The sequence below is a fragment of the Arthrobacter sp. UC242_113 genome, from assembly GCF_044054585.1.
Lineage (GTDB): Bacteria > Actinomycetota > Actinomycetes > Actinomycetales > Micrococcaceae > Arthrobacter.
Genome location: NZ_CP171968.1, coordinates 1,884,067 through 1,904,383, shown reverse-complemented (window position 1 = coordinate 1,904,383; position 20,317 = coordinate 1,884,067). Strand labels below are relative to the sequence as shown.

Here is a 20,317-nt window from a genome sequence, read left to right as displayed (position 1 = left end):
AGAAAACTTGACCGCAGCGGACAACACCAGCCAGAGCAAGGCCGCCGGCGGCCGTAGCCAGCCCAAGCCGCGGGTGGCCGTGCTCTTTGGCGGCCGCTCCAGCGAGCACGCCGTCAGCTGCGTGACCGCTGCCGGAGTGCTGGGGGCCATCGACCGGAACAAGTACGACGTCGTTCCCATCGGCATCGCCAAGTCCGGCCAGTGGGTCCTCGCGTCGGGGGACACGGCCCAGTGGTCCCTGTCCGCAACCTCGCTTCCGGAGGTCGCCCCGTCGGCCCAGACAGTGAGCATCACGGAGATCGGGGGCGAGCACCAGCTCATCGTGACGGCTCCCAACGAGGTGCCGCAGGAACTCGGATCCGTGGATGTGGTGTTCCCGCTGCTGCATGGGCCGTTCGGCGAGGACGGCACCATCCAGGGGCTTCTGGAGCTCTCCGACACCCGCTACGTGGGTGCCGGCGTGCTCGCCTCGGCGGTGGGCATGGACAAGCACTTCATGAAGGTGGTCTTCGAGGCCGCCGGCCTGAAGGTGGGCCCGTACATCGCCGTGACCGACCGGCAGTGGCGCAACGACCCCGAGTCTGTCCGCAAGCAGGTTGACCTGCTGGGCTTCCCGGTGTTCGTCAAGCCCGCCCGCGCCGGATCCTCGATGGGCATCTCCAAGGTGGACTCACTCGACGGCCTGGACGCCGCGATACAGGCGGCCCGCGAGCATGATCCGAAACTGGTGATCGAGGCCGGCATTGTGGGCCGGGAAATCGAATGCGCCGTGCTCGAGGGCCGCGGTGGCGACGCGCCCCGCACGTCCCTGCCCGGAGAGATCTCCGTCGCCGGCGGCGGGCACGAGTTCTACGACTTCCAGGCCAAGTACGTGGATGACGCGGCTGCCCTGAGCTGTCCCGCGGACATGCCCGAGGAAGCAATCGCCCGCGTCCGCGAGCTCGCTGCCGCGGCGTTCGACTCTGTGGGGGCGGAGGGCCTGAGCCGGGTGGACTTCTTCTACACGCCGGACGGCGACCTCATCATCAACGAGATCAACACGATGCCCGGATTCACGCCGAAGAGCATGTACCCGCAGATGTGGGCGGCCACCGGACTGAGCTACCCGGAACTGATCGACGAGCTGATCCACCTGGCGCTGGCCCGAAAGACCGGCCTGCGCTAGGGTCCGCGGCCTGCCTACTTGCTGGTGGGCAGGTCCTGCAGATCCTCCTGGCCCACGCAGTTGCGGCTGGCCTTGATCTTCGAGGCTGCGGCGGACAGGTCGGCCAGGACGGTTGCCGAGCTGATCTTGTCCGGATCCATCAGGATTTCCGTGGCGGGTTCCCGGCCGTAGGTTGTCAGCGTCCACACGGGGCTGCCCTCCTTGATGACCCAGTCGACGTCGTTGACGCTGACGCAGCGGTCGGTGGTGGGTCCGGGGACGTTGACGCCGCACCGCAGGACCACCTGCGAAGGGTCGCCCCAGGCAGCGGTGGCCTGGCTGTTCGTCTTCCGCAGGCGGGCGTCGCCGATCGCATCCGGAAGCGCCACCATCATCGGGGCGCAGGCCGGATTGGCTGCGTCGGCGGCGGGGGCAACGTCGACGGCGGGTGAACAGCCGCCCAGCACCAGTCCAGTTAGCGCGGCGGCCACTGCCACGGTCAGCCTGCGGACGGTTTTCTGGGCGGTTTTCTGGGCAGGCGGGTAATGCATCCGTCAAGCCTATCGTTCCGCGCGGAGCCGGACGGACCGCCTTCGTGACGCCCGCGATGTCTTTTGGCCGGGCCCGGAAACCCGGCCGGCCAAAGAATGTCGGGCTGTGGCGGTAGCGTAGTGGCGTGCCCCAATCACCATTGACTGTCGCCCAGCTGTCCGAAGCGGAGCTTCTGGCACGGATTTTCCCGCGCCTGGAACTCAGTGCCCTGCACAGCGCTGCTGTGGTCCTTGGACCGGGCGATGACGCCGCCATCATTGCTGTTCCGGACGGCAGGACGGTCATAAGCATCGACACCCAGGTCCAGGACCAGGACTTCCGGCTTGAGTGGAACAACGGCTACCGGACCACCGGCTACGACGTCGGCTGGAGGGCCGCAGCGCAGAACCTCAGCGACATCAACGCCATGGGTGCCTCTGCAACGTCCATGGTGGTAAGCCTGACCCTGCCGCCTCACACCCCGGTGGCGTGGGTCGAGGACCTGGCGGACGGACTCACGGCCGCCATCAGCAAGCTGGGTGCTGGCGCGTGCTCTGTGGCGGGCGGCGACCTTGGCCGCGGCCGCGAACTGTCCGTCACCGTTGCAGTCCTCGGCACGCTCGACGGCGGCCAGCCGGTACTCCGGTCCGGCGCCCAGCCAGGCGACACCGTGGCCATCGCCGGGCGGGCAGGCTGGGCTGCCGCGGGGCTGGCACTACTGGAGTCCGCCCATCATGTGGGTTCGCTTTCACCGGACCTGCTGTCATTGCTTGAGCTTCAGTGCCGGCCGGAGCCTCCCTTGGAGGCCGGGCCGCTGGCGCGCATGTCCGGGGCGACTGCGATGATGGACATTTCCGACGGTCTGGTGCGGGACGGAACCAGGATGGCGGTGGCCAGCCACGCTGTGCTGGACCTGGATCCCGTACCCATCGGCCAGCTCGCCAAGCCCCTCCGCCCTGCGGCCACCCTCCTGGGCGCTGACCCGCGCGCCTGGGTACTCGGCGGAGGGGAAGACCACGGGCTCCTGGCCACATTCCCGGCAGGCATGCAGGTTCCGCCCGGGTTTACTGGGATAGGCTCAGTACAGGCCTGCGGCGCAGACACGGCGCCGGGCGTGACGATCGCGGGACTGCCCGCTGGCTCCGTGGGATGGGATCACTTTGCAGACTAAGGTTGCCGCGAACGCGCAAGCGATGAAGCGGTGGTTGGGCAAGGCCGAAACCGCACTGGGCAATCACAGCGACCGCCTGAATGCCATCAATATCTTCCCGGTAGCTGACGGCGACACCGGTACCAACCTGTACCTCACGGTCCGCGCCGCCCACCGGGCGCTGCAGGACACCGTCCCCGCAGACGCCGGCACGGTGCAGACGCAGGTGCCGGAGCAGGCCGGGCACCTGGCAAAGCTCAATGACGTGGGCGACGTCCTTGCGCGTGCCGGCCAGGCGGCAATGGAGCAGGCCAAGGGGAACTCCGGCACCCTGTTCTCCGTATTCCTCTGCGCCGCCGCCGAACCGCTGGCTGGGCATGCCAGGCTCACCTCGTCACTGCTCGCCGCAGCCCTCAACCGGGCGCAGATCCGGGCCTGGTCCGCGCTCAGCGACCCCGTTCCCGGCACCATGCTGTCCGTCATGGAGGCGGCAGGCCGGGCCGCGGCCGCCGTCGACGCCGGCCAGAACGGCAACGACAGCAACCATGCCCTGGGCCTGGTCCTGGATGCGGCCGTGGCGGCCGCCCTCGAGGCCGTGGTCCGCACGGAGGGTCAGCTTGATGCCCTGCAGGCCGCGCACGTGGTGGACGCCGGCGGCGTGGGAATGCTGTTGATCCTCGACTGCCTCCGCTCGGCGGTGCTCGGCGAGGAACTCCGCAGCGAGCTGCTGGACGGCCTGCACGGGTACGACCTCCAGGACCCCCACATCCACACCGGCATGCCGGATGACGACGGCGTCGAGGTCATGTGCACCATCAGCCTGTCCCCGCTGGACGCCGCCACGCTCCGGCAGCGCCTGGACGAGCTCGGCGACTCCGTGATCATGAGCCAGGTTGGCCCCTCCGCCGATGCCGAGGGCCGGTACCGGTGGCGGGTCCACGTGCACGTCCCTGACCCGGCTCCGGCCCTTGGCGTGATCAGGTCGCTGGGCGATCCGGCGGACGTGTCCGTCAGCGAGCTCGCACTGCCCCGGGATCCGTCGGGAGAAGTGAGCGCAGAGGGACGATGAACGTCGAACTGGAACTCGGCCTGGAGCGCCGGGTTGGCAAGCGCTCCGCGGCGGCGATCGAGAAGCACCTGGGCATCACCACCGTCGGCGGCCTGCTCAACCACTTCCCGCGCCGCTACCTCGACCGCGGTGAACTGACCCGAATCAGCGAACTTCCGTTCGATGAGGAAGTGACCCTCATCGCCCGCGTCGTCTCCAACAGCACCCGGCAGATGCGCGCCCGGAAAGGCTCCATCACCGACGTCGTCGTTACCGATGACGCCGGCACGGGCACACTGAAAATCAGCTTCTTCAACGGCCGTCTCGCCAGGGCCGAACTGCACCCCGGCCGGCGGGCCATGTTCTCCGGGAAGGTGACGCGCTACCAAGGGTCACTGGGGCTGACCAACCCGAACTACCAGCTGCTGGACAAGGACCCTGATGTCCCGGACATGGACCCTGAAAAGCTCGCGGCCATGCCCATCCCGATTTATCCGGCCACCGCAGGCCTCACCAGCTGGTCCATCCAGAAGGTCGTAAAAGCCCTGCTGGAAACCGCGGACCTCGACGCCTTGCCGGACCCGATGCCGGCGGCCATATCCGCACGCGAAAAATTCCTTCCGGTGCCGGAGGCTTACCGGCTCATCCACACCCCGGAGACCGCGCAGGACTGGCGCAAGGCCAGGGACCGGTTCCGCTACCAGGAAGCCCTGGTCCTCCAATCCGCCCTGGCCCGGCGCCGCGCCCAGCTTGCCGCGGAGGAGGCCACCGCCCGGCGTCCCGTGCCGGAGGGACTGCTCGCAGCCTTCGACCGCCAGTTGCCGTTCACCCTGACCGCGGGCCAATCCGCCGTCGGCAAGACCCTCTCGGCGGAACTGTCGCAGGACTGGCCCATGAACAGGCTGCTGCAGGGCGAGGTCGGCTCCGGCAAAACCATCGTAGCGCTGCGGGCCATGCTCCAGGTGGTGGACGCCGGGGGACAGGCAGCGCTGCTGGCGCCCACGGAAGTGCTGGCGGCACAGCACTTCGATTCCATCCGGCGGACACTCGGCGAGCTATCCCGCGACGGGCTCCTGGGTGGGCTGGGCGACCACACGGTGCAGGTCAGCCTGCTTACCGGCTCCATGCCCACTGCCGCGCGCAAGCAGGCGCTGCTGGACGCCGCCTCCGGCACTGCCGGGATCGTCATCGGCACCCACGCTCTGTTGAGCGACAACGTCACCTTCTTTGACCTGGGCCTCATCGTGGTGGATGAGCAGCACCGCTTCGGCGTGGAACAGCGTGATGCCCTGCGTGCCAAGGCCAGCAAGCCGCCGCACCTGCTGGTCATGACCGCCACTCCGATCCCCAGGACCGTGGCCATGACGGTGTTCGGCGACCTTGAAACGTCCGTGCTTGACGAACTGCCCGCTGGCCGGGCGCCCATCACCACACACGTCGTCGGGCTCGCGGAAAACCCCGCCTGGGCCAGCCGCATCTGGTCCCGCTCCCGCGAAGAGATCGAGTCAGGCCACCAGGTCTACGTCGTGTGCCCCAAAATCGGGGCGGACGACGACGGCGACTTCACTCCCGGTGAAGCGGAACCCGATCCCGGGGAACTGGAGGGGGACGGGGCCGCACGCGAACTGGCCTCCGTGACCGCCGTCGTCGAACACCTCAGTGAGGAACCGGCCTTGGCCGGGGTGGCGCTGGCACCGCTCCACGGGCGCCAGGACCCGGTGCTGAAGTCAGAGACCATGGCCTCCTTCACGGCCAACAAGACCAAGCTGCTGGTATCCACCACCGTCATCGAGGTGGGCGTGGACGTGCATAATGCCACCCTGATGGTCATCCTGGACGCGGACCGGTTCGGCATCTCCCAGCTTCACCAGCTCCGCGGGCGCGTGGGCAGGGGAGGGCTGCCGGGCACATGCCTGCTCGTGACCACGCTGGAACCGGGGCACCCGAGCCGGCGCCGGCTGGACGCCGTCGCGGCCACCACCGACGGGTTCGAGCTCTCCCAGGAGGACCTGAAGCTGCGCCGCGAGGGCGACATCCTCGGCGCTTCGCAGTCCGGTGGCCGGTCCACGCTGAAGTTGCTCCGTGTCCTGGAGCACGAGGACATCATTGCCCGGGCCCGGCAGGACGCCCAAAAGATTGTGGGCACGGACCCTGCGCTGGCGGGCTACGCGGAACTTGCCGAGGCCATTGATGAGTACCTGAATCCCGAGAAGGAGGCGTTCCTTGAACGCGGCTAGCACGATCCCCCTGCCACCCGCAGCGCCACGGGCGGGAGACGGCGCATGAGCAGGATCGTTGCCGGTGCTGCGGGCGGAACCCCGCTGGCCAACGTGCCAGGTTCAATGACGCGTCCCACCACGGACCGGGTCAAGGAGGCCCTGTTTTCCCGGCTGGACGCGTTCAACGTGCTCGGCGGCGCCCGCGTCCTGGACCTGTACGCCGGATCCGGAGCGCTGGGGGTGGAGAGCGCCAGCAGGGGAGCGGAAACGGTCGATCTCGTAGAGTTCGACGCGAAGGCCAGCGCCGTGTGCCAGCGGAACGCCGACCTCATCAACGGCGTCCTGGGCCGCAAGGCCGTCACGGTGCACCGCTCCAAGGTGGAATCCTTCCTCGAACGCACGGCCGCGGACACCGCATGGGACGTTGCGTTCCTGGACCCGCCTTACCCCCTTGACGAGCCCGCGCTGGCCTCCGTCCTGGAAAAGCTTGCCCCGCACCTCAACGACGGGGCGGTGGTGGTGGTCGAACGGTCGTCGCGCTCTACCGAACCCGGGTGGCCGGGAGGCCTGGAGCGCTTTGCCGAGAAGAAGTACGGCGAGACACGGCTGTGGTACGCCGAACCGTCCAGCGGCCAGGATGTGGACCTCACGCTGGAGGCCGAGGACTGAGCTGTTTGGTCCGAGGACTAGTTAGTCCGACAACCTGTCCAGTTCCACGCCAGCCAGGACTTTGGCCGGATGGGGGCCGCGGGCCGTGAGGGCGGCGGTCCACTCGGGCGGCCATGGCTTGCGGGTGCCGGCGAGGATGATGTTCCCGGGATACCTGCCCGTGAACATGCCCGCCTCGGCGCAGGCTGCGACGTCCGTCATGGCCCTTCGCAGCGCAGCCACCTGGCTGCGGACGAGCGTGAGGCCCGGCTCGTCGCCGACATTTACTATCAGCACGCCCCGCTCCGAGAGGAGCGCCGCGGCCTCGCGGTAGAACCCGGTGCAGGCGATGTGCTCCGGCGCCTCCGGCCCGGAGAAGATGTCCAGGATGACGACGTCGAAACGCAGGTCCGAAGGCAGCTCGGCCAGGGCAGCACGCGCGTCGCCGATGATTGTGTGGAGGTCGGTTCCGTCCGGCAGCGGCAGCCGCTCCAGCACGAAGTCCAGCAGCTCACGCTCCAGTTCCACGGCGTACTGGACGGAGCCGGGACGCGTCGCCTGGATGTACCGTGCGAGGGTCAGTGCGCCTGCTCCCAGATGCAGGGCACGGATGGGTTCACCCCACGGAGCGGCGAGGTCCACGATGTGCCCGATGCGGCGCAGGTACTCGTAGAAGATGTCCCCGGGGTCGGCCAGGTCCACGTGCGACTGCTCGGCCCCGCCGATGCTGAGCACGAACCCGCCGTCAGTGTAGGCATCCGGCTCGATGACGGCGTGCTGGCCGGTGGCGCGCAGGAAGCGCGATGCACGGGCGCCGCCGGCCATGGTCAGAGCCTGTCCCGGAGGGTCGCCAGCCGCGTGGCGGCCTCCTCGAGGACTTCGTCGCGCTTGCAGAACGCGAACCGCAGCAGGCTGCGCGTCCGCTCGGCGCCCTCGGGGTGGCAGAACACGGGCACCGGGATGGCCGCCACTCCCACCAGCGCGGGCAGGCGGCGGGCCAGGTCCACCGAGTCCCGGATGCCCAGCGGCGAGGTGTCCACGTTGACGAAGTAGGTGCCGTCGGGAGTGAACACCTCCAGTCCGGCCGCGCGCAGCCCCTCACTCAGGATGTCGCGCTTCTTCCGCAGCGTGGTGGAGATGCCCTGGTAGAACTCGTCGGGCAGGGCCAGTCCGGTGGCGATGGCGCTCTGGAACGGCGTGCCGGAACTGTAGGTGAGGAACTGCTTCACTGTCCGGACCGCCGCTACGAGGTGCTCCGGGCCGGTCAGCCATCCGACCTTCCAGCCCGTAAACGAGAACGTCTTGCCGGCCGAGGAGATGGTGACCGTCCTGTCAGCGGCCCCCGGCAGCGTGGCCACCGGAATGTGGGTGATGCCGAACGTGAGGTGCTCGTAAACCTCGTCCGTGATGATGATCGCGTCATGCTTCCTGGTGAGGTCGACGACGCGCTGAAGCACCTCGCGCGGGAAGACCGCACCGGTCGGGTTGTGCGGGTTGTTCAGCAGCACCACTTTGGTGCGGTCAGTGAACGCCGCCTCCAGGGCTGCGGAATCGGGCAGGAAATCGGGGGCCAGCAGCGGTGCGGTGACATGTGTGGCGCCGGAGAGCCCGATGATCGCGCCGTAGGAGTCGTAGAAGGGCTCGAAGGTCAGGACCTCATCGCCGGGGCCGACGAAGGCCAGCAGCGATGCGGCGATTGCCTCGGTGGCTCCGGTGGTGACGATAATTTCAGTGTCCGGGTCCGGCTCCAGCCCGTAGAACCGCTTCTGGTGTGCGGACACGGCCTTCCGGAGCTGGGGGACACCCTTGCCGGGCGCGTACTGGTTGGAGCCTTCGGCGATCGCGGCCTGGGCGGCGGCCTTGATCTCCGCGGGGCCGTCCTCGTCGGGGAAACCCTGCCCCAGGTTGATGGCGCCGGTCTGCATGGCCAGCGTGGTCATCTCCTCGAAAATCGTCACGCCCAAAGCGCCGTCACTCGCCAGCAGGTTCGCCCCGGTGGCCGCGCGCTGCCAGGGTGCCGGAAGTGTTTCTGTCATTGGTTTCCTGCCTGTCTCTTCAGCACTCATTTCAGCCGCGGGCGCGTTGGCGGCCGGTGCCCCAGTCATGGTATCCCGGCCCGCGGATACGGTAGGTTCGGAGCATGAGACGCGCCGTATGCCCAGGCTCCTTCGACCCCATCCACAATGGACACCTCGAGGTCATCGCCAGAGCCGCTAGCCTCTTTGATGAAGTGATCGTCGCCGTGTCCACCAACTATGCCAAGAAGTACCGGTTCCCGCTGGAGGAACGGATTGAGATGGCCAGGGAGACACTGGCGTCCCTGCGCGGCATCATCGTGGAACCCGTCGGGGAGGGACTCCTGGCGGAGTACTGCCGGCAGCGCGGCGTGTCCGCCATCGTGAAGGGGCTGCGCTCGTCGTCGGACTTTGACTACGAGCTTCCCATGGCGACGATGAACCGCCAGCTGAGCGGAGTGGAGACCGTGTTCCTTCCGGCGGAGGCGCACTACCTTCACCTGTCATCAACCCTGATCAAGGAAGTGGCCACCCTGGGCGGCAACGTCTCCGAATACGTCCCCAGGTCCGTGCTGAAACGGCTTCTCGCCGGCGGCGCGCCTTAGGCCGGCCAGCCCTGAAGGGGGTAGGCTTGTCCGGTACGTTTCCGGTGCACGCCGGCCGCGTGCCCCGGCGTGGCATCCGGTTTGAGTCCGTCAGGGAGTTCAGGCTAAGATGGTACGTCGGTCATATGTTCAACAGGAGTTCTCATTAAGCGAGATGCAAGTTCGCCCTTGAGGTTAGATGTCAAGGACCTCGGACGCAGTCCGGGGAGCATGCGTACACTGACGGAACATGTATCCGCGCCGGGGGATCTCGGCGTGGCGCTCATTGGCGTTCAGGAAGGCTCGGATATCGAGCTCGACCTGAGGCTTGAGGCCGTACACGAAGGAATTCTGGTATCAGGAACCGCCCTCGCCGAGGTAATAGGCGAGTGCGGCCGATGCCTGGATCCCCTTGCGTATGACCTTGAGGTCAATGTGCAAGAACTTTTCTTCTACGAAGGCGTCCTGCCTTCGGACGAGGAAGACGATGAAGAGCAACGTCGAGTCGAGCACGATCTGATCGATCTTGAGCCGGTGTTGCGGGACGCAGTCGTGACCGCGCTGCCGTTCCAGCCGGTGTGCCGGGAAGACTGCCAGGGTCTGTGCTCCGAATGCGGGGCGCGCCTGGAAGACGATCCGGGGCACCACCACGAGGTCGTAGATCCTCGCTGGGCTGCCCTGGCTGATCTGGCTAAGCCTGACCGGCAAAATTGATTTGTAAGTGTTTTTCTAGAGAGAAATGAGTTAGCCGTGGCTGTTCCCAAGCGGAAAATGTCTCGCTCGAATACCCGCGCCCGTCGTTCCCAGTGGAAGGCAACTGCCCCCCACCTGGTGAAGACCGTCGAGAACGGCCAGGTCACCTACAGCCTGCCGCACCAGGCGAAGGTCGTCACCGACTCGGCTGGCACTGCGCTGTTCCTTGAGTACAAGGGCCGCAAGGTCGCGGACGTCTAATCGGCCTAAAAGTCGATCAGGATGTCTTCAACTGAAGAGCTTCTGAAGCGTCTCGGTGTCTTCATTGACGCCGGGACGCTTCGTCTTGCTCTGACACATCGTTCGTACGCCTACGAAAACGGCGGCATACCCACCAACGAGCGCCTTGAGTTCCTGGGCGACTCCATCCTGGGCTTCTCCGTCACCGATGCGCTGTACCGCGACAACCCGACGCTCCCCGAGGGCGATCTGGCCAAGCGCAGGTCGGCCGTGGTGAGCACGCGCGCCCTTGCCGGCATCGGCCGCAGCCTGGGCATTGGGGAGTACATTTACCTTGGCCAGGGGGAGAAGCTCACCGAAGGCAAGAACAAGGCCTCGATTCTGGCCGACACCATGGAAGCCCTCATCGGCGCCACCTATGTGTCCAACGACATCGAGACCGCCCGCCAGCTGGTGATGCGCCTCATCGGACCGCTCCTGAAGGACGCTGGCGCCCTCGGCGCCGGCACGGACTGGAAAACCAGCATCCAGGAGCTGGCCGCGGGACGTCAGCTGGGCAGCATCTACTACGCCGTTGAGGGCTCCGGCCCGGACCATGCGCGCACCTTCGTCGCGCAACTCCAGATCGGCGGAACCGCGTACGGAAAGGGCTCCGGCCACTCCAAGAAGGAAGCCGAGCAGGAAGCTGCCGCGGACGCCTGGCGGAAGCTGTCGGGCGCCGAGTCCAAGGTCTCCGGCGCGGAGCCTGCGCCGGCAGACGCAGCGGCGGCTCCCTCGGATTCCGCCGCGGGCAGCTAAGCGCCGGTGCCTGAACTTCCCGAAGTCGAGGTAGTCCGGCGCGGCCTGGTCAACTGGGTCCGCGGCCGGACCATCACCGGCGTCGACGTTGTGGACCCGAGATCCGTGCGCCGGCACGCGCTGGGGCCCGAGGATTTCGCCGGGAACCTTGAAGGAGCCAAAGTCCTCGATGTGGTCCGCCGGGGCAAGTTCCTCTGGATGCCGCTGCAGGAGGATGGCGTGCCGCGCGGCAGTACCGGCAGCGGCCATTCGGCACTCCCCGGCGTCGCGCTCATGGCCCACCTGGGCATGAGCGGCCAGCTCCTGATGCAGGACAGCTCCGTTCCGGACGAGAAGCACCTGAAGGTCCGGCTGCGGCTGAGCCCGGAGGGAGCCATGCCGGATCAGCTGCGGTTCGTGGACCAGCGGATCTTCGGCGGCCTGTTCGTCACCACCCTTGTTCCCACGGACGACGGCGGACCGGGCGGGATCGCGGAAGACCCGGTGCCGGTCATCGCGGAGGAAGCGTCGCACATCGCGCGTGACCCCCTGGACCCGCATTTTTCCTTTGACACCTTCTACCGCCGCCTCCGGAAGCGGAAGACCGGGCTGAAACGCGCGCTGCTGGACCAGGGGCTCGTGTCCGGGATCGGCAACATCTACGCGGACGAGGCCCTGTGGCGGGCAAAGCTGCACTATGCCCGGCCCACGGACACTCTCCGTCGGGCTGACGCCGAGCGCCTCCTGGCCGCCGCCCGCGACGTGATGGACGATGCCCTGGCTGCCGGCGGCACCAGCTTCGATTCCCTGTACGTCAACGTCAATGGCGCGTCCGGTTACTTTGAGCGGTCCCTCAATGCCTACGGCAGGGAGGGGGAGGAATGCAGGCGCTGTGCTGCGGCCGGGATTGTCAGCATCATGCGGCGTGAGCAGTTCATGAACCGTTCTTCCTACACCTGCCCTGTGTGCCAGCCGCGGCCCCGCAACGGCCGCTGGTGAGCATTGACACCTTGGTTGGGCAGGCCAAAAGCGCCGCAAATCCGGGGTTCCCGGCCCGTTAGCCACTAGATTTGGTGAAGGACCAGCATCCGCTGCCGCCACCTATGGAGATCTGAAAACTTTGCACCTCAAAAGTCTGACCGTCCGGGGCTTCAAGTCGTTTGCGTCGGCCACGACGTTCGACTTTGAGCCTGGCGTCACGGCAGTCGTCGGGCCCAACGGCTCGGGCAAGTCCAACGTCGTGGACGCCCTGGCCTGGGTCATGGGGGAGCAGGGCGCCAAAACCCTCCGCGGCGGCAAGATGGAGGACGTCATCTTTGCCGGCACGTCCGGCCGCCCGCCTCTGGGCCGCGCGCACGTCTCGCTCACCATCGACAACGCCGACGGCGCCCTGCCGATCGAGTACAGCGAAGTCACCATCTCGCGCACGCTCTTCCGCACCGGCGGTTCCGAGTACGCCATCAACGGCTCGGCGTGCCGGCTCCTGGACATCCAGGAACTGCTCTCCGACTCCGGACTCGGCCGCGAAATGCACGTCATCGTGGGGCAGGGGCAGCTGGACCGCGTCCTGCACGCCACTCCCGAGGACCGCAGGGGCTTCATTGAAGAAGCCGCCGGCATCCTCAAGCACCGGCGGCGCAAGGAAAAGACCGTCCGCAAGCTGGAGGCGATGCAGGCCAACCTCCAGCGGCTCAGCGACCTGACCGGGGAAATCCGCCGGCAGCTGACACCGCTCGGTAAGCAGGCAGCGGTGGCGCGGCGCGCGCAGACTGTCCAGTTCGAGGTCCGTGACGCCCGTGCCAGGCTGCTGGCAGATGACCTGGTCCAGCTCCAGAACACCCTTGCACAGGACATCGCCGACGAGTCGGCGCTCAAGGCGCGGCGCGCCGTCGTCGAAACCCAGCTTGAGGAGGGCCGCCGCCGGCAGGCCTCCCTGGAGCAGCTTGCTGCGGAGGCGACCCCGCAGCTGAACGCCGCCCGGGACACGTGGTACCAGCTGTCCGCAGGACGGGAGCGGCTGCGTTCCCTCGCATCTTTGGCCCAGGAACGCTGCCGTCTGCTGGGATCCGCGGATCCAGCGCCGGAGCCTGGCCGGGACCCGGACCAGCTGGAGCGGCAGGCCGCACGCGTCCGCCGCGAGCAGGCGGAGATGGAGCAGGACATCCTCGCGGGGCGCGCCGCGCTGGAGGCCGCCACAGCCGCCAAGTCTGCGGCCGAGGATGCGGCCGCGGCCGAGGAGAAGCGGCTCACCGCCGCGCTGCGCGCCGCCGCAGACCGGCGGGAGGGCTTGGCGCGGCTGGCCGGCCAGGTGGGCGCGGCGCGGTCAAAGGTGGAATCTGCCCAGGCCGAAGTGGGCAGGCTCCGCGAATCTCTCGCCGCAGGCGATGAGCGCCGCCGGCATGCCCAGTCCGAGTTCACCGCGCTGGAATCGCAGGTGGCGGGCGTCGAGGACGGCGAGGAAACCCTTGATGCCGAATACGAGGACGCCAGCGCTGCCCTCGACGGCATCCTCGCGGAAATTGCATCGCTGAAAAGCACCGAGCGCGACGCCGTCCGCGAACGCGACGCTCTGAAGGCACGGCACGAGGCCCTCCAGCTTGGCCTCAACCGCAAGGACGGCTCCGAGCATGTCCTCGGTGCAGGGGTGGCTGGCACCGTCGGCCCGCTGGCGACGGCACTGACCGTTGAACCGGGCTATGAGGCCGCCGTCGCTGCAGCCCTTGGCAGTGCTTCAGATGCCATCGTGGTGCGGGACGCCGGAACGGCGGCAGAACTGGTGCGCCTCCTCAAGGAGGACGACGCCGGCCGCGCCACGCTGCTGCTCGAGGCCGCAGCCCCTGCGGCAGGCGTGCCCGCTGCCGCAGAAATAACCGCCGCAGGAAAACCCGCTGCAGGAAGCGGTGCCCTGCCAGCCGGGGCCCGCCCGGCAGCGGACCTGGTAACGGCCTCCGGAACCACGGCGGCGGCCGTGCGTACACTGCTCGCTACCACCGCCGTCGTCGACGACCATGACACCGCGGCGGACCTCGTCGCGGGGCGTCCCGACCTTACCGCCGTGACGCTCGCCGGCGACGTGTTCACCGCCTGGACCGTCACCGGCGGTTCCGCGAAGGCGCCCTCGCTGCTTGAGGTGCAGGCTGCCGTCGACGACGCGGCCTCCCGCCTGAGGGCGGTCACCGCCGGGCTGGAACAGGGCCGCTTTGCCCTGGCTGCCGCCGAGGCCCGGCGCGCCGAGGCGCAGGAACGCGCGGACGCCGCGCTGGAGCGCCTGCATGAATCGGATGCCCGGCTGGCAGCGGTGGCCGAACGGCTGGGCCACCTCAACTCGGTCCTGCGCAGCGCCGTAGGCGAAAGCGAACGGCTCGCCGCGTCGCTGGCCCGCGCGGAGGCAAACATCGTGGCCGAGCAGGAGGCGCTGACGGCGGTCACAGCCCGGCTGGCGGCCGCCCAGGACGCGCCCGCCGAGGAGGAACCGTCCACGGAACAGCGGGACGCGCTGGCCCTGGCCGCATCCCAGGCACGGTCGGCCGAAATGGAAGCCCGGCTGTCCCTGCGCAGCCGGGAGGAGCAGCTCACGGCCATCAGCAACCGGGCAGCCTCGCTGGAACGCGCGGCGGCCTCGGAACGCCGGGCGCGTGAACAGGCCGCCGAACGGGCCCGCCGCCGAAGGATCCAGGCCAACCGGGCGGCGGCAGTCTCGGCCGCGGTGGAGCAGCTGATCCGGTTCAGCGACGTTTCCGTTGAGCTGGCCAGCCGGGAGCGGGACCTTGCCGAGCAGGTCCGGGAGCAGCGGGACCGGGAACTCGCCGCCATCCGTACGGCCAACGACGCGCTGGCGCGCGAACTCGCGGAACTGACCGACTCGGTGCACCGTGACGAGCTGGCGCGTGCCCAGCAGCGGCTCCGGATCGAGGCGCTGGAAACGAAGTCGGTGGAGGAGCTGGGGCTGACGGCGGACCAGCTCGTGGCAGACTACGGGCCGGATCGGCCGGTGCCCCTGCCCGCCGCCGCTTCCACGGACAAGTGGGCGGTCCTGCGGGCACCCGTCGATACCGAGGGCCAGCCGGTGGTGGAGGGCGTGCCGTTCGTCCGCGAGGAGCAGGAAAAGCGGCTCCGCAAGGCGGAACGGGACCTGTCATCGCTGGGCAAGGTCAACCCCCTGGCGCTGGAGGAGTTCGCCGCCCTGGAGGAACGCCACCAGTTCCTCAGCACCCAGCTGGAGGACCTCAAAGCCAGCCGCAAGGACCTGCTGGACATCATCAAGGAAGTCGATGACCGGGTGCAGAAGGTCTTCTCGGAGGCCTTCGCGGACACCTCGGCCCAGTTCGTGCGGGTCTTCGGCCGGCTCTTCCCGGGCGGGGAGGGAAGGCTGGTCCTGACCGACCCCACGGACATGCTCACCACCGGCATCGAGGTCGAGGCCAGGCCCGCGGGCAAGAAGATCAAGCGGCTGTCGCTGCTCTCCGGCGGCGAAAGATCGCTTACCGCGGTGGCCCTGCTCGTGGCCATCTTCAAGGCCCGGCCGTCGCCGTTCTACGTCATGGACGAGGTCGAAGCGGCCCTGGATGACACCAACCTCGGCCGGCTCATTACCATCTTCGAAGAACTCCGCGAATCCAGCCAGCTGATCGTGATTACCCACCAGAAGCGGACCATGGAAGTGGCCGACGCGCTCTACGGTGTGACCATGCGGGGCGACGGCGTGTCCACCGTCATCAGCCAGCGGCTCGGTGCGGACGTTTAGGGACCTGTGGCTTGTGAGAAGCTAGGGGTGTGAATGACATTATCCCCATTCTTCTGCCCATTCTGGCTGCCCTGGTAGTGATCGGCGGGCTGGTCCCGGTGCTGATGAAGGCCCGGAAATCCCGCACACAATACCTAGGCACCCGGGACGCCAACGACCCCGTTGAGCCGCTCGGCGGCGGAGGAACCCTCCTGGAGGACCGCCCGGCTGCGCCTGCTGTTCGTCAGGCGCCGGACGCCGTCGACCTTGAAGGGCTGGAAACCGGGGTCCCGGATGACGCGGCCGGCCTGGAAACCATTCCGGTGGAGACGCCGCTGCCCGTGGCGGGGCGGCTCAACCGCCTCCGGGAGCGCCTGGTCAAGTCCAACAACGTGCTCGGCAAGGGCCTGCTGGCGCTGCTCTCCAGCGACAAGATCGACGAGGACGTCTGGGATGAGGTGGAGGAAACGCTGCTCCTGGCCGACCTTGGCACTGAACCGACCATGCAGCTTGTGGACGCGCTCCGCGAACGCGTGAAGGTCCTTGGCACGCGCGACCCCGAGCACGTCAAGGCGCTGCTGCGCGAAGAGCTCATCAAGATCGTGGACCCGACCATGGACCGGAGCCTGCGGGTAGACCGGCACGCGGACAGGCCCGCCGTCGTAATGGTGGTGGGCGTCAACGGCGTCGGCAAGACCACCACGGTGGGCAAGCTGGCCCGCGTGCTTGTGGCGGAGGACAAGGACGTCATCCTCGGCGCGGCGGACACCTTCCGTGCCGCCGCGGCAGAACAGCTGGCCACCTGGGGACAGCGCGTGGGCGTTCCCACCGTGAAATCCGACATCGACGGCGCGGACCCGGCATCCGTTGCGTACGAGGCCGTCAAGGCCGGCATCGACCAGGAAGTCGACGTCGTCATGATCGACACCGCCGGCCGCCTGCAGAACAAGGTCGGCCTGATGGACGAGCTCGGCAAGGTCAAGCGCGTTGTGGAGAAGCTGGCTGAGGTGGACGAGGTCCTCCTGGTGCTGGACGCCACCACCGGCCAGAACGGGCTCAACCAGGCACGGGTCTTCGCCGAGGTGGTGAACATCACCGGCATCGTGCTGACCAAGCTGGACGGAACCGCGAAGGGCGGCATCGTCGTCGCCATCCAGAAGAGCCTCGGAGTACCCGTGAAGCTCATCGGCCTCGGCGAGGGCGCGGACGACCTCGCACCGTTCGAGACCGAGGGTTTCGTCGACGCCCTCCTGAACTAGGCCCCGACTACCCAACTAGGTAGCAGCAGGGGGCGTTCCCAGCGTTGGGAACGCCCCCTGCTGCTACCTACATGGTTTTAAGCAGCCTCTGCAGGCTCGCGGTGCACCGTCTCCCGCGCGGCCAGCCAGCCTGCCGCGGCGACCAGGAGCACGGCGCCTGTGGCTGCGAAGGCCCAGCTGTAACCCAGCCGGTCGGCCAGCAGGCCTACGAGCACCGGCCCAAGGATGGCACCGATGTCCGACGTCATCTGGTAGGCCGCCAGCACAGGCCCGCCGGAACGTTCGCGACCGATCACATCGGCAACCGCCGCCTGCTGCGCCGGATTGAGCATCCCCGCTCCCACTCCCGCCAGCATCGAGGCGACCAGGAACCACCCCAGCCCCTGCGTCAGGCCAATCGCGGCCGTCGCCATGCCGGTGACCACGAGCCCCGCCACCATCATCGGCTTCCTGCCCAGGCTGTCGGCCAGTCGGCCCGACACGGTCAGGGCGAGGGCATTTCCGGCGGCGAAGACTGCCAGCGCCCAGCCTGCGGCCCCGGGCCCGGAGTTCAGGGCCGTAACGGCAAACAGCGGCACCGTGGCCATGCGCACGCCGAAAGTTGCCCAGCCGTTGGCGAAGCTGGACAGCATGGCCGCCCTGTAGGCACTGTCGCCGAAGGCTTCGCCGAGTTTCATGGCCGGCGCAGCCGCTGCCTGGCCGCGGGCGGAGCCGGGAACATGGCTGAGCTGCGTCTGCACCACAAGTGCCGCGAGGACGAGGGCGCCCGCGTAGGCCAGGAACGGGACGCGCAGGCCGAAACCGGCGAGCAGGCCGCCGACGATGGGCCCGCAGACGTTGCCGATCAGGAACGCCGACGCGTACGCGCCGGACACCCGGCCGCGGCTCTCCGGCGGCGCCAGCCTGATGACCAGCGCCATCGATGCCACGGTGAACATGACCGATCCGGCACCGCCCAGCCCGCGGAACACCAGCAGCTGCCAGTAGTTCTGGGCGAAGGCGCAGGCCGCGGTGGACGCCGCCACGATGAGCAGGCCGGCGACGTAGACCGGACGCTCGCCGAGCCTGCCGATGAGGGCACCGCCGGCGGGCGCGAACAGCAGCCGCATGAGCGCAAAGATACTGACGATGACAGCAGCGGCCGTCGCGCCGACGTCGAACGTGGTGGCGAATTGCGGCAGCACCGGCGCCACCAGGCCGAAGCCCAGCGCAATCAGGAAGGCTGCGACAAGCATCACCTTGATGTCACGGGGCAGCGGAGCGCCGCCGGAGCGGCGGACCGCGGTGAAACGTAGTTTGCCCGCGGCAATACGGGGGAGTGGGCTCATGAAGCGGCGAATCCTTGCTAAACAGGCAGGGCGGGCGTTTGGGGGCGATGAAACATAACCGTAACAAGCAGGATATGCACCATTTACGTCAGGGAGGTTGTTGTAACAGACCGGCAATCTAAATCCTCCGCCAGCGAAACACACCGGGGCAAAACTTGATCCAGGACGCAAAAGGCGTTGGGCAGGCGGATCACTCCGCAGCATTCGATCAAGAGAGGACGTGCACCATGGAACTTACCGCAGGTCACGTATGGCTCATGGTGGCGGCGGCACTCGTGCTGTTCATGACACCAGGTCTGGCATTTTTCTACGGCGGCATGACGCGCGCCAAGGCAGCACTGAACATGATGATGATGAGCTTCATCTCCATCGGCATGGTCGGCGTGGTGTGGGTACTCTGGGGCGCATCGATGAGCTCCGGTGAGGGATTCCTGCAGATTGTCGGGAACCCGTTCGCCACGTTCGGCCTCGAGGGCATCACCACCCCTGACGGCCTCATCAAGGTCGGCTACGCGGCAACGTTCGCGATCATCACGGTCGCCCTCATCAGCGGCGCCATCGCGGACCGGGCCAAGTTCGGCGCCTGGAGCGTCTTCGTGCCCGTCTGGGTCACGCTGGTGTACTGCCCGCTTGCCTACATGGTCTGGGGCGGCGGCCTCTTCGGCCCCGAGGGCGCCATCGGCAAGGCTCTGGGCCCCGCGATCGACTTCGCCGGCGGCACCGTGGTCCACATCAACGCCGGTGTGGCCGCGCTGATCCTGGTCCTCATCATCGGCAACCGCAAGGGCTTCGGCAAGGACCCGAACCACCGCCCGCACAACATCCCGTTCGTCATGCTCGGCGCGGCCATCCTGTGGTTCGGCTGGTTTGGCTTCAACGGCGGCGCCGCCACCACCGCGGAACAGGGCGGCCTGATCTGGGTCAACACCCTGGCTGCTCCGGCTGCGGCCATGCTCGGCTGGCTGGTCACCGAACGCGTCCGTGACGGCCACCCCACCTCGCTGGGTGCTGCCTCAGGTGTGGTTGCCGGCCTCGTCGCCATCACCCCGGCCTGTGCAAACGTCAGCCCGGTCGGTGCGCTTGGACTCGGCGTTGTCGCCGGTGTGGCCTCGGCACTCGCTGTCGGCCTCAAGTTCCGCTGGGGCTTCGATGACTCGCTGGACGTCGTCGGCGTCCACCTCGTCTCCGGCATCATCGGCACCGTTGCCCTCGGCTTCATCGCCCTTCCCACCGACGGCGTCGGCGGCGGACTCTTCTACGGCGGCGGCTTCACCCAGCTCTGGGCCCAGCTGGCGGCAGCCGGCATCGCCATCGCCTACTCGGCTGTCCTGACCGCGATTATCGCAGTGGCCATCCACAAGACGATGGGCTTCCGGGTCTCCCAGGAGCAGGAAGCAGTGGGCGTGGACCTCAGCCTGCACGCAGAAACGGCCTACGAGTTCGGCGTCGGCGGCCACGGCGGCAGCTTCCAGCCCTTGCACGAGCTGATCACCGGTGGCCAGACCAGCGGCACCGACGCTGTTCCCGCAGACAGCGACGGCAAGAAGACAGCAGCAGCAACAGGTAAGGAAAGCGTGGGGGCATGAAACTGATCACAGCAATCGTTCGTCCGGAGAAGCTCGAATCGATCCGCGAAGGCCTGGAGGCCTACGGGGTCCAGGGCCTCACGGTCAGTGCAGCCAGCGGCTACGGCCGGCAGCGCGGCTACACCGAGGTCTACCGCGGCGCCGAGTACAACGTGGACCTGCTGCCCAAGATCCGCGTTGAGGTGCTCGCCACGGACGAACAGGCTGACGACATCCTGGATGTCATTATCGCCAGCTCCAACACGGGCCGGGCCGGCGACGGCAAGGTCTGGACGGTCGATGTCTTCGAAGCAGTGCGGGTGCGGACGGGTGAACGCGGCGTAGCCGCCATCTAACCGGCCACCAGCCCAACGCAGCGAGAGGGCCGGTCAC

18 protein-coding genes are annotated in these 20,317 nt (G+C 67.9%); 14 read left to right on the top strand and 4 right to left on the bottom strand.

Annotation, left to right across the window (positions count from 1 at the left end; genetic code table 11):
• Positions 1-7: 7 nt before the first annotated feature.
• Positions 8-1,165 (top strand): D-alanine--D-alanine ligase family protein, encoded by a 1,158-nt coding sequence (locus ACHMXB_RS08565; RefSeq protein ID WP_395404451.1) that lies wholly within the window; start codon positions 8-10, stop codon positions 1,163-1,165.
• A 14-nt stretch (positions 1,166-1,179) separates the two neighbouring features.
• Here ACHMXB_RS08565 and ACHMXB_RS08560 read toward each other — a convergent pair whose 3' ends face one another.
• Complete coding sequence (locus tag ACHMXB_RS08560) at positions 1,180-1,695, bottom strand: DUF3515 family protein (RefSeq protein ID WP_395404449.1); 516 nt, start codon at positions 1,693-1,695, stop codon at positions 1,180-1,182.
• Between the two features lie 125 nt (positions 1,696-1,820).
• Here ACHMXB_RS08560 and thiL point away from each other — a divergent pair, with 125 nt between their 5' ends.
• From thiL to rsmD, 4 genes are read left to right on the top strand one after another with little or no spacing between them, the layout of a single operon-like run.
• The gene (gene thiL / locus ACHMXB_RS08555; protein ID WP_395404447.1) at positions 1,821-2,846 is read left to right on the top strand and encodes a thiamine-phosphate kinase; all 1,026 of its coding nucleotides are present in this window, start codon (positions 1,821-1,823) and stop codon (positions 2,844-2,846) included.
• 22 nt (positions 2,847-2,868) lie between these two features.
• Positions 2,869-3,894, top strand: a complete 1,026-nt coding sequence (locus ACHMXB_RS08550) for a DAK2 domain-containing protein (RefSeq protein ID WP_395404445.1) — start codon at positions 2,869-2,871, stop codon at positions 3,892-3,894.
• Positions 3,891-6,110 (top strand): ATP-dependent DNA helicase RecG, encoded by a 2,220-nt coding sequence (locus ACHMXB_RS08545; RefSeq protein WP_395404443.1) that lies wholly within the window; start codon positions 3,891-3,893, stop codon positions 6,108-6,110. Before ACHMXB_RS08550 ends, ACHMXB_RS08545 begins: the two co-directional genes overlap by 4 nt.
• Before the next feature lie 45 nt (positions 6,111-6,155).
• Complete coding sequence (gene rsmD, locus ACHMXB_RS08540) at positions 6,156-6,761, top strand: 16S rRNA (guanine(966)-N(2))-methyltransferase RsmD (protein WP_395404441.1); 606 nt, start codon at positions 6,156-6,158, stop codon at positions 6,759-6,761.
• Positions 6,762-6,782: 21 nt separating this feature from the next.
• Here the strand turns inward: rsmD and ACHMXB_RS08535 are convergent, their stop codons facing one another.
• Both ACHMXB_RS08535 and ACHMXB_RS08530 read right to left on the bottom strand, forming a co-directional pair.
• The gene (locus ACHMXB_RS08535) at positions 6,783-7,565 is read right to left on the bottom strand and encodes a spermidine synthase (RefSeq protein ID WP_395404439.1); all 783 of its coding nucleotides are present in this window, start codon (positions 7,563-7,565) and stop codon (positions 6,783-6,785) included.
• Between the two features lie 2 nt (positions 7,566-7,567).
• A complete protein-coding gene (locus ACHMXB_RS08530; RefSeq protein ID WP_395404437.1) occupies positions 7,568-8,776 on the bottom strand; it encodes an aminotransferase class I/II-fold pyridoxal phosphate-dependent enzyme in 1,209 nt (402 codons plus the stop codon).
• A gap of 104 nt (positions 8,777-8,880) precedes the next feature.
• Between ACHMXB_RS08530 and coaD the strand changes: the two genes are divergently transcribed.
• From coaD to ftsY, 7 genes are all read left to right on the top strand, one after another.
• The gene (gene coaD, locus ACHMXB_RS08525; RefSeq protein WP_395404435.1) at positions 8,881-9,360 is read left to right on the top strand and encodes a pantetheine-phosphate adenylyltransferase; all 480 of its coding nucleotides are present in this window, start codon (positions 8,881-8,883) and stop codon (positions 9,358-9,360) included.
• Between the two features lie 168 nt (positions 9,361-9,528).
• Entirely contained in the window at positions 9,529-10,053 is a 525-nt protein-coding gene (locus ACHMXB_RS08520) for a YceD family protein (protein ID WP_395404433.1), read from the top strand.
• A gap of 36 nt (positions 10,054-10,089) precedes the next feature.
• A complete protein-coding gene (gene rpmF / locus ACHMXB_RS08515; RefSeq protein ID WP_009356569.1) occupies positions 10,090-10,293 on the top strand; it encodes a 50S ribosomal protein L32 in 204 nt (67 codons plus the stop codon).
• 21 nt (positions 10,294-10,314) lie between these two features.
• Entirely contained in the window at positions 10,315-11,070 is a 756-nt protein-coding gene (rnc, locus tag ACHMXB_RS08510) for a ribonuclease III (protein ID WP_395404429.1), read from the top strand.
• 6 nt (positions 11,071-11,076) lie between these two features.
• The gene (mutM, locus tag ACHMXB_RS08505) at positions 11,077-12,048 is read left to right on the top strand and encodes a bifunctional DNA-formamidopyrimidine glycosylase/DNA-(apurinic or apyrimidinic site) lyase (protein WP_395404427.1); all 972 of its coding nucleotides are present in this window, start codon (positions 11,077-11,079) and stop codon (positions 12,046-12,048) included.
• Positions 12,049-12,169: 121 nt separating this feature from the next.
• On the top strand, positions 12,170-15,793 hold the full coding sequence (gene smc / locus ACHMXB_RS08500) for a chromosome segregation protein SMC (protein ID WP_395404425.1): 3,624 nt from the start codon (positions 12,170-12,172) through the stop codon (positions 15,791-15,793).
• 29 nt (positions 15,794-15,822) lie between these two features.
• The gene (gene ftsY / locus ACHMXB_RS08495) at positions 15,823-17,031 is read left to right on the top strand and encodes a signal recognition particle-docking protein FtsY (RefSeq protein ID WP_395404423.1); all 1,209 of its coding nucleotides are present in this window, start codon (positions 15,823-15,825) and stop codon (positions 17,029-17,031) included.
• Positions 17,032-17,108: 77 nt separating this feature from the next.
• Here the strand turns inward: ftsY and ACHMXB_RS08490 are convergent, their stop codons facing one another.
• Positions 17,109-18,359, bottom strand: a complete 1,251-nt coding sequence (locus tag ACHMXB_RS08490; RefSeq protein ID WP_395404421.1) for an MFS transporter — start codon at positions 18,357-18,359, stop codon at positions 17,109-17,111.
• A gap of 227 nt (positions 18,360-18,586) precedes the next feature.
• On the opposite strand from ACHMXB_RS08490, the gene ACHMXB_RS08485 reads away from it, so the two are divergent.
• Both ACHMXB_RS08485 and ACHMXB_RS08480 read left to right on the top strand, forming a co-directional pair.
• Positions 18,587-19,945: an ammonium transporter gene (locus tag ACHMXB_RS08485; protein ID WP_395404419.1), complete on the top strand. Its 1,359-nt coding sequence runs from the start codon at positions 18,587-18,589 to the stop codon at positions 19,943-19,945.
• Positions 19,942-20,280, top strand: coding sequence for a P-II family nitrogen regulator (locus tag ACHMXB_RS08480; RefSeq protein ID WP_003806050.1), 339 nt, complete (start codon positions 19,942-19,944; stop codon positions 20,278-20,280). The genes ACHMXB_RS08485 and ACHMXB_RS08480 overlap by 4 nt, the downstream gene beginning before the upstream one ends.
• Positions 20,281-20,317 lie beyond the last annotated feature (37 nt).

Excerpts from the sequence above, each read along its gene's own strand:
- ACHMXB_RS08560 (WP_395404449.1), bottom strand. The coding sequence starts at position 1,695 with ATGCATTACCCGCCTGCCCAGAAAACCGCCCAGAAAACCGTCCGCAGG.
- ACHMXB_RS08550 (WP_395404445.1), top strand. The coding sequence starts at position 2,869 with ATGAAGCGGTGGTTGGGCAAGGCCGAAACCGCACTGGGCAATCACAGC.
- ACHMXB_RS08545 (WP_395404443.1), top strand. The coding sequence starts at position 3,891 with ATGAACGTCGAACTGGAACTCGGCCTGGAGCGCCGGGTTGGCAAGCGC.
- rsmD (WP_395404441.1), top strand. The coding sequence starts at position 6,156 with ATGAGCAGGATCGTTGCCGGTGCTGCGGGCGGAACCCCGCTGGCCAAC.
- ACHMXB_RS08535 (WP_395404439.1), bottom strand. The coding sequence starts at position 7,565 with ATGGCCGGCGGCGCCCGTGCATCGCGCTTCCTGCGCGCCACCGGCCAG.
- ACHMXB_RS08530 (WP_395404437.1), bottom strand. The coding sequence starts at position 8,776 with ATGACAGAAACACTTCCGGCACCCTGGCAGCGCGCGGCCACCGGGGCG.
- coaD (WP_395404435.1), top strand. The coding sequence starts at position 8,881 with ATGAGACGCGCCGTATGCCCAGGCTCCTTCGACCCCATCCACAATGGA.
- rnc (WP_395404429.1), top strand. The coding sequence starts at position 10,315 with ATGTCTTCAACTGAAGAGCTTCTGAAGCGTCTCGGTGTCTTCATTGAC.
- ACHMXB_RS08490 (WP_395404421.1), bottom strand. The coding sequence starts at position 18,359 with ATGAGCCCACTCCCCCGTATTGCCGCGGGCAAACTACGTTTCACCGCG.
- ACHMXB_RS08485 (WP_395404419.1), top strand. The coding sequence starts at position 18,587 with ATGGAACTTACCGCAGGTCACGTATGGCTCATGGTGGCGGCGGCACTC.
- ACHMXB_RS08480 (WP_003806050.1), top strand. The coding sequence starts at position 19,942 with ATGAAACTGATCACAGCAATCGTTCGTCCGGAGAAGCTCGAATCGATC.